Origin of the sequence: Gimesia algae, from assembly GCF_007746795.1 — a bacterium.
Taxonomy (GTDB): domain Bacteria; phylum Planctomycetota; class Planctomycetia; order Planctomycetales; family Planctomycetaceae; genus Gimesia; species Gimesia algae.
Genome location: NZ_CP036343.1, coordinates 1,970,556 through 1,987,112 on the forward strand (window position 1 = coordinate 1,970,556; position 16,557 = coordinate 1,987,112).

Genomic DNA, 16,557 nt, shown 5'->3' on the forward strand with positions numbered 1-16,557 from the left:
AACGAAACGATCTTTCATCGCTGCTTTGCTGAAACCTGAAATGAATATTCAATTTAAATTGTGCAAAGTACGCTTTGAAAACATTCGCAAAAAGAAATTGCGATCAATTTTTCGATTATTCCAATTTTTTGTTTGTACAGGCAGCTTTTTGCTGGTAGCTTCTTAAACCTCGACCTAGTACATAATGTACAAATCACCTAATCTGTGAATGGGTCAAGGTTAGACTTGTTTTTTAAGCCTGAATACAAATCATCATACTGCTTGCAGCTATGGTCAATTTGAACAGAAAGTATCGATATGGCAGTAAGTAAAAATGGCTTGCTTTCGTCCATTTGTCACCCGATGTCACTTCTGAAATGCTTAAAAAAAGGGCATAACAAACGGGTTTTGAAGCAGAAAAGGCGATTTTCTTATCCCCTATTAAATGGGGTGGAACTGCTGGAAGACAGGACCTTATTGTCCGGAACATCGCTCATTTCCGTGACCCCCAATTCAGGTGATGAACTTTATGATGGCGTGGTACTCAACGAGTCTCCTGCAGAGTTAGTTTTCAAATTTGAAGCCGGAAAAGAACTCGACCCGAGTACCCTGGGAGGAATTCAGATCACACGGGGTGCATCCAGCGATATCACCGTTTCTCCCACCTACGTGGGAATTGGTGACACACCAAATGAAGTCATCGTTCGATTTGGCGAAACGCTTCCGGAAGACGTTTATCAGATTACGGTATTTGGTTCGAATGCGAACCCATTGATGTCTTACGAGTCCGCCAATGCAGAAGCAGAAGAATTTCTGAATGGCTTCGATACCACGTTAAATTTTGAACTTGATCTGGCGCCCAAAATTACCGCTGTGGTACCACAGCCTGTGACGCGTTCAGACGGAAGCATTGATCAGTCGCTTAATACGATCGAAATCTACTTCGAAGGTGAAATTGACGAAAACTCTGCAATTAATCCAGCCTTCTATCAACTGATCAACACCACTGATAACTCAATCATCAGCCCGGAAGATCTCACAGATGAATTTGATGCCGTCGTTACTCCTGCCGTTGTTTATGATTCTGCCAGCAATAAAGTCACTCTGACTTTTGCTGAAAACCTGTCAAACGGTACATATCACCTGCGTGTCGGTGAGTCTATCGAGCCAGCTTTCACTGCTGCTGTCGAAGTGACGATTTCTGATGATGACAACTCAAGCTTCGACTCGACCCCGGAAACGACGGGAGAATCCAACCTGGGAACGCTCGGGTCCGCAGGGCGGGAATCAATACACCTCAGTTCCAGTATCGAAAAACAGAACGTCGCTTATCCAGATCCTGCTGGAAGTGAAGCAGAACCGGGGCATCGTAACTCGGTTGATTCCCACTACGTCAACGAAGACACATACGGAAATCCTGAAGGCGAGATCAATACCGTTCAGTTTTATTTTCCGCAAACCTACCAGGATCATTTAGGTAATACCCGTACGAACCAAATTACAGAAGCACAGAAGCAACGCGTCCGGGAAATCTATGAGTTGTTTGCATCAGTTTCCGGACTCGAAGTCCAGGAGATCAATGATCCACAAACGGCAGATTCTTCAGCCACGAAAATCATCACCGGTGATGTCAGAGCAGTCTCGGCCAGTTTGCCTACCTCAGTAACCGGTGGAAGTCTGCGAGATCTCGTTGTAATCAACGGCGGCTTAGACTGGGGTAACAGCGAGTACGGTGGAGAGTGGTTTAAAACAGCCTTACATGAAATCGGCCATTCACTCGGCCTGGGCGATGCAAACGATCTCCCTTCCATGATGAATTCCAATGGAAGCAGTGCCGCTCAGATCAATGAATCCATTTATCTCACAGATCATGACATCGTCCATCTGAATTACCTGTATCCGGCACAAAGTAACGACATCGATTTATATAAATTTACGCTTGAAAATGCAGGAATTTTAAATGCGGAAATCACAGCGGAACGAATCACCAATGATCCAGAACTGAAAAGCCAGCTGGACAGTGTCCTTTCACTTTACAACTCAAATCATGAACTGATTGCGCGTAACGACAACTATTTTGGGAAAGACTCTTTTCTGGAACTGGAACTGGAAGCAGGAGACTATTACCTGGCAGTCACCAGTGTCGGTAACACGAACTTTAACCCGGAAGTTTCAGACTCCGGTGCAGGCGGAAAAACTGACGGACAATATGAATTGAATCTTAATTTCCAGAGACATGCTGATACTGGCAGCTACCTGGCAGATGTAAGCGGCACTCAGTTGGACGGAGACGGTGATGGTACGCCAGGCGGTGTCTTCGACTTCTGGTTTGAAGTGGGTGATACGATATTTGTAGATAAAGCCAACACCCAGGGAGGCCAGGATGGAAGTTTAATGTCGCCATATCAGACTATTTCTGATGCCATCGATGCGGTCACGATTGATGGATCGACAGCCAAGATTATCCGAATCATAGGGAATAATGGCTCAGATGGTATGTCCGATACCCTGAGCGACAATCTGGCGTATGAAATCGGTTTCGATGATCAATTCCAGCCAATGGCTGACGGCGTCACATTCGAAGTGCCCGCAGGTGTCACTGTCATGATTGATGCCGGCGCGATTATTAAACTGCAGAATGCGAACATTGATGTCGGTTCCAATTCCCTGTTTGACTCACGTAGCGGTGGTGCGTTACAGATTCTGGGAACGCCGGACAACCAGGTGTATTTGACCTCGTTTAGTAATGACACCATCGGACTGGATTCAAATCCAACCTCTGACACACCGACAGCCGGAGATTGGGGCGGTATTGTCTTCCGTGCCGACTCCGATCGGGAAGAGAGCGGGATCTTTTTAAATTCTATCAACAATGCGGATATCAGCTATGGTGGCGGGCGCGTATTCGTGAATACCGCCTTTGAAGATTTTGCTCCCATCCAGGTGGAATCGGCTCGACCCAAGATCTGGAACTCCTCAATCACGCACAGTGCGAATGTCGCCATCTCTGCCGACCTGGACAGTTTTGAGGATTCACGCTTTGTTAATGGCTCTTTTACTCTCAATCGTCATGGACTGGAGATCAGAAACAATCGGATTACCGATAACAGTGTCAATGGTCTCTTCGTTCAAATTGATACGCCACTGGGAGGCGAGATCGATAAACTCGATCTGCCTGCGATCTTTGATGATGACATCACCTATCTGATCAACGAAAACCTGCACATCGCAGGCGCCCCTGCCGGTCAACTTGTGGATGGGTTTGCTTCAGTCAATGGTCGCCTTAAAATCGCAGCGGGGACTGTGATTAAACTGGACGGCGCCCGCATTGAAGCCGAGCGTGGTAATTCCCAGATCATTGCAGAAGGGACTGCAGAGCATCCGATAATCTTCACTTCCTGGAATGATGATCGCTATGGTAAAGGAATTACGTTCGATACCACCAACGACGGCTATCACGACTACTTCAGTCCGGGTAGCTGGGGCGGAATCATCTTCAATGCATCCTCCAGGGGAAGCATTGATCACGCACTGATCACCAATGCCGGCGGAAACACACCACTGGATAATGGATTTGCCCAGTTCAACCCAATTGAAGTCCATCAGGCGGATTTGCGTTTAACCAATTCGCTCTTCGAAAATAATAGCGGCGGATTTAATACTGACGAGCAAAATAACTATGATGATCGAAATGGGAGAGGTGTGAATGAAAGCGCAACCATATTTATCCGTGACTCACAATCGATTATTGTCAACAATTCCTTCCGCAACAATGCTGGTGCAATACTCAGTATCGACGTCAACTCTTTGAATTCCGAATTTCATGAGGATTATGGAACAACGACAGGCATTCTGGATTCCTTTGACACATTCGCTGATAACCAGGGGGCGCTGGTCCGTTTAAACCGCATGGACAATAACGGGATGAACGGGATGAAAGTTCGCGGTGGCGTCCTGACGACCGAATCTGTCTGGGATGACACGGACATCGTCCATATTCTGCAAGACGAAGTCGTAATCGATCAACACCACACTTACAGCGGACTGCGACTGAAGAGCAGTCACGATGCCAGCTTAATCGTGAAACTGGCAGGCGATGCTGCCGGCTTTACTGCCACGGGAATTCCGCTGGACAGTGAAGATCGGATTGGTGGAACCATTCAGATCATTGGTCAACCGGAATACGCTGTCATCCTGACATCTTTGAACGACGACTCAGTTGGTGCCAGCCTGACTCCAGAGGGCATATTACAAACGGATACCTGGAATGATGGTTCCAGCACTCCCTCAGCGGGAGACTGGAGAAGCATTCGGCTGGATAGTTTAAGCAACGACCGGAATGTAGTCGTTCGTTTTGAAGAAGAAAGCACATACACCGAGGGAGAAGATCTCAATAAAACCCCGTTTTATGCACAGAAACTCGGCATTCTAGCTCCAGATCAATTGAGTGGTGACGAAAATCAGGTTCTAGGTTTTGAAGTTCATGGCAGTATCAGCGCGGATACGACGGAACCAGATCAAGACGTCTACAGTTTCCAGGCTATGGGGGGAACAGAAGTCTGGATTGATATCGATCGATCGTCGAGTTCGCTGGATACGGTTGTAGAACTTGTTGATATTTTTGGAAGATCACTTGTTCTTTCGGATAACTCAGCTACAGATGCATCACCCACAGTCAGTAACAGGATCAATTCTGCTGACACCGGAAATTTAAAACAGACGGATTACCTGGGTGGAGATTACTATAGTCAGAACAAAGGAGACGCCGGATTCTGGGTCCGACTGCCCGACCCGGGAAATAATGAACTCGGGACCTATTTCATTCGAGTCACAAGTGCAGAGGAAAATGGTGAAACGACTTCAGGACAGTACCAGTTACAGATTCGCTTAAGGCAAGTTGATGAAAAGCCAGGCTCTACAGTACGCTATGCTGATATTCGCTATGCCACAAATGGAATTGAAATTATCGGTCTCCCTGCCAATTCTCCATTGCTGACAGATGCAGCAGAAAAGTCCGGCGACAACAATTCCATTGAAAATGCACAAAATCTGGGCAATCTGCTCACTCATGATCAGGGAACGATTTCCGTTTCCGGTACACTGAACTCATCGACCGACGTAGACTGGTACACTTTCGAACTGGGATACGACCTGATTGATGTTGTCAATGGACTGGATAACGCAGGAAAGTCACTCGCTACCATATTTGACATCGATTATGCGGATGGCCTCTCCCGACCTGATACGACCCTTTCCGTTTTTGATGAAAATGGAACTCTGATTCTGATCAGCCGTGATTCTAATATTGAGGACGATCAGGCAAACGGTGATCAGACCGATCTTTCCAGTGGAAGCTTTGGCACCTACGACCCCTACATCGGAGCGGTCAATCTGGCTGCAGGAAATCCAGGAAGTACTTTTAAATACCATGTCGCCATTTCATCTAACTCACAATTGCCACTCGCACTCAATGCGACCTTCTCTCAGGATGCAGCCAATCCACTGATTCGCCTCGAACCGGTCAGTTCCATCAAACGCATTGTGGAAGATCATATCGGTTTCACGGGGTTCACATCAGGTTCACCCTATCTTGACGCGCTGGGAACCGAAACAGTGGATCCTGAAAATGGCGCGATTTTTGATATCTCGAATGCCCAGTCACTGGATTCCCATGTCGCAGCGTTCACGCTGGCAGATGTAAAACTGTTTGTTTCCAGCAACAATCAACTGCTGCTGGTTGACCCGTACGATGGACGTGTGCTCGGCGATGCCAGCGACCCTGCCAATGCGGCCTTAATTGGAGCATTATCTACTGATGGTTTGGGAAAAACCCAGGATATCACGATCCGCTCTGATGGAAAACTCTTCAGTTACGAAAGCCTCTCTTCCCAGACAGTAGAAGACGTCGCAGGCCGATTGAATGAACTTGATCCAGGCTCAGGGTCAGTAATCAACCAGATGGCTGATGAGATCCCGGATGTTCCCGCGGGGGGGACAAAAAATGATCCTGTAGAATTAACCACTGAAAAAGTTGAAGCGCTGGCATTCCAGAGAATGGGAATCATCACCGAAACCGTTGATGGTTTACCAGTCTCCAAAGTCGACTACAACCTGTTCTACTCCGTCTATAAAGATGATGATACAACAACACTCTATCGAGCTGATCCCACCACAGGTCAATCAGGGGAAGAGAGATTGGATTCTGGAAACAATCAGCAAGAAGGAGATGACAGCAACGACAGTGGAAGTGGGTCCCAGAACTCTTCAGAACCTAAGTACTCTGGAAATTTATATACTGTCATCGGTGATATTGTTGGTTACGATTCATTAGGTGATGCGATTAATCAGGCTCAAATGGGCCGCGTCACGGGTATGACTTTTGCCGGCGTGAATGCGACAATCGATCAGGCTGTCCTGTATGGTATTACCTCCACCGGTTTATTTGTCTCCATCAATCATGATCTCGTCGAAGAAGATCTCTCACTCTCTCCTGCCATCGCAGCCACAGTCATCAATGACCTTAGTGCCCAGATTGAAGGGAACTTTACAGGCTTAACGACGGCTCCTCAAAACCTTCATAACGGTGCTTTCAAAAACTTCCTGTTCGCTGTCACTGATTCTGGAAATCTTTATGCTATCAATCCCTTAACAGGAGAACTGATAACAGAGGTCGATATCAACCCGGACCCTGGTACGGAAGAAATGATTTCCGTATTCACGGGAGGTGCCACGCATATCAATATTGGTGTGAACGGCGCCACCGGCCTGGCATTTTCACCACTCGACTTTAACCTCTGGCATCCCACATTCAAGCAGGGAGATGCAGCCGGTCATGGTATCAACAACACCTACGACCCGAGTGCGTCTCTGGGTGATACGACCCGAACCGATGCCGAGAATATCTCCCGAACCATTTCTGACCTGGGTATCAATCAGACAGAACAGGAGGGTGGTGCCAGCTTCTATTTTGGATTTGAAGAACTGACTGCCGATGGACATTTCATTGAATACACCGAGGGAGTTCAGTATGGCGTTCAACAAGGTAACTTCCAGAAAGATCTGGCGACCAATCCAGACGTAGCGAATACCTATAACTTCGCAGGGGGGGCACACGGAAGCCTGATCAGCAGTACGTTTGACCTGGGTGATCACGATCCTGCTGATAAACCAACTTTGTACTTCAATTACTATCTTGAAACAGAGGACGCAAACTCACTTTCAGGTGATATGCAGGATGCTGCCCGCGTCTTCGTCGGCTATTATGACGAATTCAACGTTTATCAGTGGGTCGAAGTCGCAACCAATAATTCAGTGACCGCGAGCCCACTGTCACCCGATGATGGCGAACTTTCATCCTTCCTGTCTGCTTCTGCCCGTGAGGGATCAGATAGTACAAACGGCCTTTACGAAAACCAGCATGTCCAGGAACTCTTTGAACCTGTACGTGATGACCAGGGTAATTTAATCAACGCCACCTGGCGCCAGGCACGGGTGGATCTGTCTGCGTTCGTTGGAAAAGGAGAACTGAAATTACGCTTTGATTTCAGTACGGCGGGAGCCATTACTAATGACCAGAGCATGCCCGGTGACGAGTTTGGAAACTTCAATGGCAATGGTCAGGCAAAAAACAACAAGTATGAAGGGTTCTATATTGATGACATTATCGTCGGTTTTACGGAACGTGGCGAAACAGTTACAGGTGCCACATCAGGGCTGACCGGTTTCACTTCTACCCCCTCTAATCCACACCCCAGTGCCTCGCAGGACATTGCCATTGGTCCCTACCTGCTGCAAATCCGTCAGGCCAGTAATTATGCAGTTCAACCCAATGGGAATTATCCAGGCACTGTCATTGAATCGCAATATGATACCAATGATCGATTCGTTCCCGAACTTGGTTTACAGGGCGACCTCAATCCAGTGAAACAACAGGGACAGATTGTTATTGAATCCAATACAATCAGTTACTCTGAAGAAGACGCGATTTCAGTTGATGCTGGTAACATTGATGAACACCAGACCGGCTCCTTTGCAGCCCCCTCCAACAATGCTGTTTTCGATACTGGCACAGGGATTGTCGGGTTTGCTCCCGGTCTTACGATCCAGAATAATGTTCTCTATGAGTTTACAGCAGCAGGGATTCATATTACCGGGGCCAGCAACGATGATGAAAACAGCTCCCCGGCTGCGGTGACTTACACCAAAATCATCAACAATACCATTGTCGGCACAACTGCTGAGACAGGTCAGCAAGGTACGGGTATTCTGGTTGAAGATTTCGCCACAGCAACAATCATCAACAATATTGTCACTTTCACAAACATGGGTATCGACATCGATGATGATGAAACCAGTGTCCCCAGTGTGATTGGCGCCAACCTCTTCCAGAGCAATCAATCGAATGGTGATGTGGGAAATTTCCCCATTGTACTGGATCTCAGCGACCCTCTGTTTGTCAGCAGAGAGGAAGAAAACTTCTATCTCGCAGATAACAGCCGCGCCATCGACAGTTCACTCAACAGCCTGGCCGATCGGGTCCAGTTTGTCACGATTCGTAATTCTATTGGCATGCCTAACTCCGATACAGTTGCCCCCACGACAGATCGCTATAACGATTTGCGCGTAGATGATTCCAGCCAATCCCCGCCTCCCGGCCTGGGTGCCAATATCTTTAAAGACCGCGGTGCGCTCGAACGTTCTGATGTTACCGGCCCTGCAGCCCGGATATCGGGCCCCGCTAGCTCTGTGTATGGGTCAGATCCGACTGAATTTGTCGTCTCTGATCCACAAAGTTTTGACCAGATAACCATTGATCTGACTGACAATGGGACCGGCATTGATGATGCGACAGTGAACGCCTCTCAGATCATACTGACACGCCAGACCAACTCAACTGCTCCGATAATACTCGAAGAAGGCATCGATTATTACTTTACGTACAATGCGGCTACCGATCAGATCCTGCTCACATCGGCTAGTGGACTCTTCCAGACCGATGCGAAGTACACCGTGGAAATCACTGATGATGACTCCCCCATTTCGGACCTCGCCGGCAACGCACTGCTTTCTAATCAGACAGACCCTGAAATCCTGGTTGAGTTCAGCCTTTATGTGGCAGACGGCATCAATCAGGCACCTGTGAACGTCCTGAACGGGACTCCCCTGCCCGATGACCCCAACAAAACAGTCTCAACGGATTCCAATGTCCCCCTGGTATTCTCATCCGCCAACGGCAACGCCATCACAATCAGTGATCGTGATGAAGTCTCAGGTTATGAAGTAAACGACTTCAGTAACCCGGGTGAGTATTCGGTCACCTTGACGACTCAAAGTGGAACTCTGTCCTTAAGCACAAGCGCTACCCTGATTCCCGATGTCGACACTGGTACCACACTGACGCTCACAGGCACTATTGCCGATATCAACACCTCTCTAGACGGCCTCACCTGGACTGCCACTGCGGAGTACTATTCTTCAAAAAGTGGCGTCTCACCTGCCTCGATTCAAATCACAACTACGGAAGTCACCGCGAAACCAGGATTAGTCGAAGGCGATGTTGCTAAGACTGATACGGACGTGATCGAGATCACGGTCAATGATCCCAAAACCATTTCATTTTCTTCAGTGAGCTATTCTGGCTATGAAGACGATGGCACAATTACTGTTACGCTGACCCGCGAAGCGACCGACGCCAAATCCTATTTCAATCTGATCTTAACTCAAGGCACAGCCACTGTAGCTGACGGTGATTATGTCAACTCTGTCGTTCAACCAGTCGAATTCCCGGAGAATGAACTAACATTCACAATCGATATTACCATAACTGATGACAACGTTGTCGAAGCAGACGAAACATTCTTCCTGCAACTGCAAGACTTGCAGGATCAGACTGGCCCTGGTTATGGAAATGCCTTTGTCGATACTCAAACGGCCACTGTCACCATCCTGAATGATGACACTGCTACGATTTCCGTGGCGGATGTCGAAGTGAATGAAAGCGCAGGAGATGTCCTGCCAACCACCTCATTCGTACTTAATTACGACAGCATCACTCCCGAAATGACGCTGCAAAATTCAGAAATTGCCGGTGAGTCAGTATATGGTCATGTCGCTGAAACTACGAAAGGTGACTACGGAAGTAATGCAGTCTTCTTTATTTACGCATTACCTAACTTAGGCGGCTATGGGACCTTGGGAGCTGTAAACCTGATGGGGGACCCGAACGTCACCGGGGGAACATTCAAGCTTCATCTGGGAGAGTATTTCGACAGTCCATCAGTCACTCTGAACTGGGACGCCACACCAGAAGATATTATGAATGCGCTTTATGAGCTCATTACCACGGACGAACGTTTGAGCGACCTGGATCCGACCGATATCATCGTAAACCTCTATGAGAGCTCTCCCGATATGCAAGGCCAGAACCTTACGTATCCTGAAGAATCGGGAAGCACCGACCTCAATAATTATCTCAGGATCACCTTTAACTCTCGGTCGCCAGTTCAACACATCCGAATCAACAGTGCCGGTCTGGTGGGAGGTACCTATTGGGTTCAAGATGAATCTCTTAATTACAATGATGTTCCCGGTAACGGAATCTCTGTTGCGGATGGAACTCCATTCTCAGCCTCAACCAGTGTGCAAACCCCCTCAGGCTTTATTATCAACTTCCCGGAATACAATGATATTGCAGCTGAAGTCAGCCATTACGCCACTGCAGCAGAAATCCAGGCAGCACTGGAAGCCATCCCCGAGATCGGCGTTGGCAATGTCATCGTAGAAGGGTCACTGGAAGAAAACAGTGGCTCGACCGGAGGAGGCGGAGGTGGAATTCGCATTGAATTTACAGGTGATCTGGGACTGTCTGAAATTCCTTACATCGGATTCTCCCCGAATGTCCCCTCCCCTGCAGGATTCAATTATGTAACGCGAAAGTCGCATGGCGGCGAAACCGGATCCAATGAAGTGCAATCACTTTCACTTCCCAAGTATTTATCCGGAGGCACATTCACCCTCAGCTTTGAAGGGGAAGAAACAACGCCTCTCTCCTACAATGCATCAAATTCGGATATCAAGGCGGCACTCGAGGCGCTTTCTACAATTGGTACCGGTAATGTTCTGGTTTCAGGCGGAAACATCAATGGTGCCGATGTCTCAGTCACATTTGTAGGCGATCTGTCAAAACAGGATGTCTCCAGTCTCATCATAGACGGCAGCAATCTGAATTTTACCACTCCCCAGTCAGTACCATTAAGTTATGTGGACAATGTTTGGGATCCTATTTCAGTCAACTATTCAACAGATATAAGCACATTTACTATTACCTTCAACGAATCCACGACCGCCGCGTTACCTGTCACAACCACAGCAGATCAGGTGGAAGCAGCGTTACAGGCGATTGGCGCCTATAATGTCGATGTCATGGGATCCTTTGCTACCGGCAACATGTCCGTCCATTTTCTTGACTCTCGAGCCTATCTGGACGTTTCGGAAGGCCCCCAAACAATCGAAGTTACAGTATCTATCGATAAACTCCTGATTAATGAAAGTGAGGTTGATGTCACAGTAGATCAGGACCTGTTGGTCACATACAAGCTAGTGAGCGACTCCGCAGAAAAAGGACTCGACTTTGCTGAGACCGTTGGCACTGTCATCATACCTGCAAATGCAGATTCAGCGACCATTCTGATCCCTCTTGGAAACGACACCCTCATTGAACCGACTGAAGAGTTTAATGTTGTTCTGCTTGATGTCACTGCGATCGACAGTTCTGGGACTCCTCTCGATCGTAATGCCACATTAAACGCAACGACCGCTAATGCCACAGTGACCATTAAAGATGATGACGCAGCCATCGTATCAATCAATGCCCAGGCATTTGACGAAGATGCCGGCACTGTAACCATCACAGTCTCAATCGACAAAGCACTCGATTACGATCTCACTGCTGATTATGAATTCGTACATGGTTTAACCAATGCACTCGACTACAATGTGGACGCTGCATCCGGTAGCTTAATCATACCTCAAGGCTCTACTTCAGTTGATTTCACCCTCACCATTCTCGATGACAGCTTTGTAGAAGAAAATGAAACATTCGATCTGCTTCTCTCGAATTTTGAGGCGGGTGGTTTAAGTCTGAATGATGGCAATCAATCAACAATCGAAACAGGCGACACCCTGACCGGTACCTTTTCGATCATCAATAATGACTCTGCCAGCCTGTCGATTCAACAAGTCACAGTTCCACCGGTAAGTGAAGGATCAACCGAGTCAGCGACCACCAGCTATGTATACTCCGTCACTCTGACTGGCAACGTTCAAGATGGGCTGACATTGTCTTATCATACAGATGATAACACGGCAACAACTGGCGCTAATGACTATTTAGATAACGATGGCAATCTCACTTTCAGTGGCATCTCTGGTGAGTCTAAAACCATTACCGTACTGGTCAACCAGGATACTCAACTGGAAAGCGATGAAATCTTTGACCTCTTCCTGGGCTCAATCTCGAATGTGGGTGCGACCACAAACGCTGCAATTTCGGTTCAGTCCGCCCCCGTTTCCAGCACCATCGTTAATGATGACACAGCGACATTAAGTGTGTTGAATGTTTCAATGGAAGAAGCCGATGAAGGGGCAACATTAAATTACGTATTTAACGTAGTCTTATCGAATGCCGTTCAAGGTGGCTTAGAGATAAACTATACAACACAGGACAATACAGCCAGTTCTGCAACTGATTATACTGCCACATCAGGCATGCTGACGTTCGCTGGAACAGCAGGAGAAATCCAGACCATCACGGTAGCCGTTAATGGCGATGATCTGGTTGAACCTGATGAACTGTTTGATGTCGTCCTCAGTAACTTGAACATGCTGGGTACAGCAGATCCCAGTGACCTGACTATCTACAATGGTGTCGGCATGATCGAAAACACCGATGTCTCGCTTGTACTTGACACAGTGGATTCTCTGTTACGATCGGAAGACACTCCCGGAGTGATGACGTTTACTGTCACCTTAAGTGAAGCCCTCAATACCGATCTGACAGTCGATATCGACCTGATTCCAGGTACAGCTGACGCGTCTGATTATCTACCGGTGACGATGCCTGTCACATTTGCTGCAGGAGAGACCACACAAACCTTTACCGTCACACTGGTTGATGATGGCCTCGTCGAATCAGACGAAACCTTTGCAGTTTCACTTGGAACGATCACCACCAGTTCCACGAATAATATATTCGCAGACAGCAGTAACAGTAACGACTCTGTTGAAATCACGATTGAAGATGATGATGCGGCGACTGTATCGATTTCAGATGTGACCGTGGATGAAGACGCAGGAATCGTGACGCTGACCGTCTCCCTGTCATATTCTGTCGATACTGATGTCTCCATTGATTTTGCCACCGCCGATGGCACCGCAAACGATCTGTCTGATTACATGTCAAAAACAGGGACTATCACGATAGATGCCTTTACGGCATCGCAAACCTTCACCATTCCTATCAGTGATGATGTCATTATAGAAAACAATGAACAGTTCTATGTGAATCTGAGCAACATTCAGGCAAACAGCCTGCCGGTCACCTTCAGTGACTCTCAGGCAGTTGTCACCATAACGGAGGATGATACGGCGACTCTCTCAATTGCCGATGCGTCTGTTGATGAAGAGACCGGACAGATCACTTTCCTCATCACAGCCACGGGAAATATTCAGGATCCATTTAACGCCACGTTCTCCACTGCTGATCAGGCCTCGGCCCTGGCTGGCACCGATTACGTGCTACTGGATTCAGTGAACTACCAACTGGACTTCAGCAGCAGTCTGACTGATACGGTCACTGTCACCATCATTAATGACAATACCGTTGAGGTTGATGAAACATTCCTGCTGAATATCACCGCTCTACCCGATGCCCCTGCGGGAGTCACTATTGCTGATTCACAGGCTATCGGCACGATTGAAAATAATGATGAGGCGACTCTCTCCATTGCCGATGTAACGGTGGATGAAGATGCAGGCACTGCGACTCTGACAGTCTCCTTGTCGAATCTTGTCGATACTGATATCTCCATTGATTATGCTACCGCCGATGGCACAGCAAGCGTTCTGTCGGATTACAGTGCCACGAACGGCACCGTCACCATCGATGCGAACACACTCTCAAAGACCTTCACAATTCCTATCATTGACAATGTCATAATAGAAAGCAACGAACAGTTCTATGTGAACCTGAGTAACCTCCAGGCCAACAGCATGCCGGTCATGCTGGGTGACACACAGGCAACTGTCACGATTGACGATGATGATGCGGCGACTGCATCGATTGCAGATGTGGTTGTGGATGAAGACGCAGGAACAGTGACTCTGACCGTCTCCCTGTCGAACCCTGTCGATACGGATATCACCATTGATTATGCCACCGCCGATGGCACCGCAAGCGATCTATCAGATTTCAGTTCCACGACCGGTACTGTCACGATAGATGCCTTTACGACATCGCAAACCTTCACCATTCCTATCAGTGATGATGTCATTATAGAAAACAATGAACAGTTCTATGTAAATCTTAGCAACATTCAGGCAAACAGCCTGCCGGTCACCTTCAGTGACTCTCAGGCAGTTGTCACCATAACGGAGGATGATACGGCGACTCTCTCAATTGCCGATGCGTCTGTTGATGAAGAGACCGGACAGATCACTTTCCTCATCACAGCCACGGGAAATATTCAGGATCCATTTAACGCCACGTTCTCCACTGCTGATCAGGCCTCGGCCCTGGCTGGCACCGATTACGTGCTACTGGATTCAGTGAACTACCAACTGGACTTCAGCAGCAGTCTGACTGATACCGTCACTGTCACCATCATTGACGACAATACCGTTGAGGTTGATGAAACATTCCTGCTGAATATCACCGCTCTACCCGATGCCCCTGCGGGAGTCACTATTGCTGATTCACAGGCTGTCGGAACGATTGATAATAACAATGACACCGCCACCCTCTCCATTGCCGATGCCTCAGCTAATGAAGCCACCGGACAGATTACATTCACCGTCACCGCTTCCGACTATATTCAGGAAGCATTCACAGCTGATTTCACTACTGCTGATGAATCCACTCCCTCTGCTGTAGCAGATACTGATTATACAACACTCAACTCTCCTGATTATTTACTAGACTTCAGCAGCAGTCTGACACAGACTATTACTGTCAGTATTATCGATGATGACATCGTTGAACTGGATGAAATCCTCCTGCTCAACATGACGAACCTTCAAGGAGTAATCACGGGAGACCTTTCCATTTCCGAAGGAGAGGCCACCGGCACCATCATCAATGATGAGTCAGCATATATCTCTATCGCTGATGTGACAGAGAACGAAGGCCATTCAGGAGAGTTGCCTTTTGTGTTCACGATTTCTCTGGATAAAGAATTAGACGCGGATGTGACATTCCTAGTAAACACACTGCTTGATGGTTCGAACACATCTGCCGCCGCAGATTTTATAGACTTAGATCCCAAAAACCAGTCATACACAATTCGAGCTGGCGACATTTCTATTGACGTGAGTATCAACGTGAATGGCGATGCTGGCTTCGAACTCGACGAAACTTTTTTCGTACAACTGAGTTCCATCGATGCTGAAGGTCGCGATGTTCGAGTTCCCGAAAATCATAGGTCTGATGTAGGTTTGGGCACAGCAGGTGCGTTTAGTACGACAGGCAGTGCCAATGATATCGAGATCGCAGGTAATATCGCTTATGTTGCTGACGGATCTGCAGGACTCCGCGTATTAGATATCAGTGATCTTGATAACATCATAGAAATTGGGCACTATGATACCAGTGAAGATGCTTTAGTAGTCCGTGTCTCTGGAAGCACTGCCTTTGTTGCAGTCGGTGATGCCGGTTTGATTGCGCTGGATGTAAGTGATCCTGGTTCTGGAATCAGTCTCCTGGGATCTTATAATTCACCCGGCGAAGCCCAGGACATTCAGATATCTGGAACGACTGCCTATCTGGCTGATGGCTCTGCTGGACTGCTTGTGCTAGACATCAGCGACCTCGATATCATCAGCTTATCTGGTGCTTACGACACTCCAGGCAGTGCCTCAGCAGTCCAGGTAACGGGGACCACTGCCTATATAGCCGATGGTGATGCTGGTCTGATTGTGCTGGACGTAACGAACCCATCTTCAGGCATCAGTATGCTGGGATCTTTTGACACATCCGGGCAAACACTGGATGTAGAGGTATCTGGAACAACTGCTTATCTGGCCGATGGCTCCTCAGGACTCAAAGAGTTAGATATCAGTGACCTTGATATAATAACTCAGAGTAACTCCATTCCTCTTCCAAGCGGTCACATGCTACACAGTATTGAATTAACGGGGCACTTCGCTCTTGTCGCAGTAGGAGGATCAGCCCTGCAGGGCCTTCTCGTTTATGACCTGAGTGATAATTCGAATGGGGGTGGAGATTGGCGTGTAAAGCGGACCCACTTTGGCGCGGAAATGGGACCCACCTGGGGTTGGGTTAACCACGTGGGGTAACGTGGTGGT

At 47.9% G+C, this 16,557-nt stretch carries 1 protein-coding gene; it reads left to right on the forward strand.

What is annotated here, in order from left to right:
* The first annotated feature begins 297 nt into the window (after positions 1–297).
* Positions 298–16,548, forward strand: a complete 16,251-nt coding sequence (locus tag Pan161_RS07270; RefSeq protein WP_145225444.1) for a Calx-beta domain-containing protein — start codon at positions 298–300, stop codon at positions 16,546–16,548.
* Positions 16,549–16,557 lie beyond the last annotated feature (9 nt).

Excerpts from the sequence above, each read along its gene's own strand:
- Pan161_RS07270 (WP_145225444.1), top strand. The coding sequence starts at position 298 with ATGGCAGTAAGTAAAAATGGCTTGCTTTCGTCCATTTGTCACCCGATG.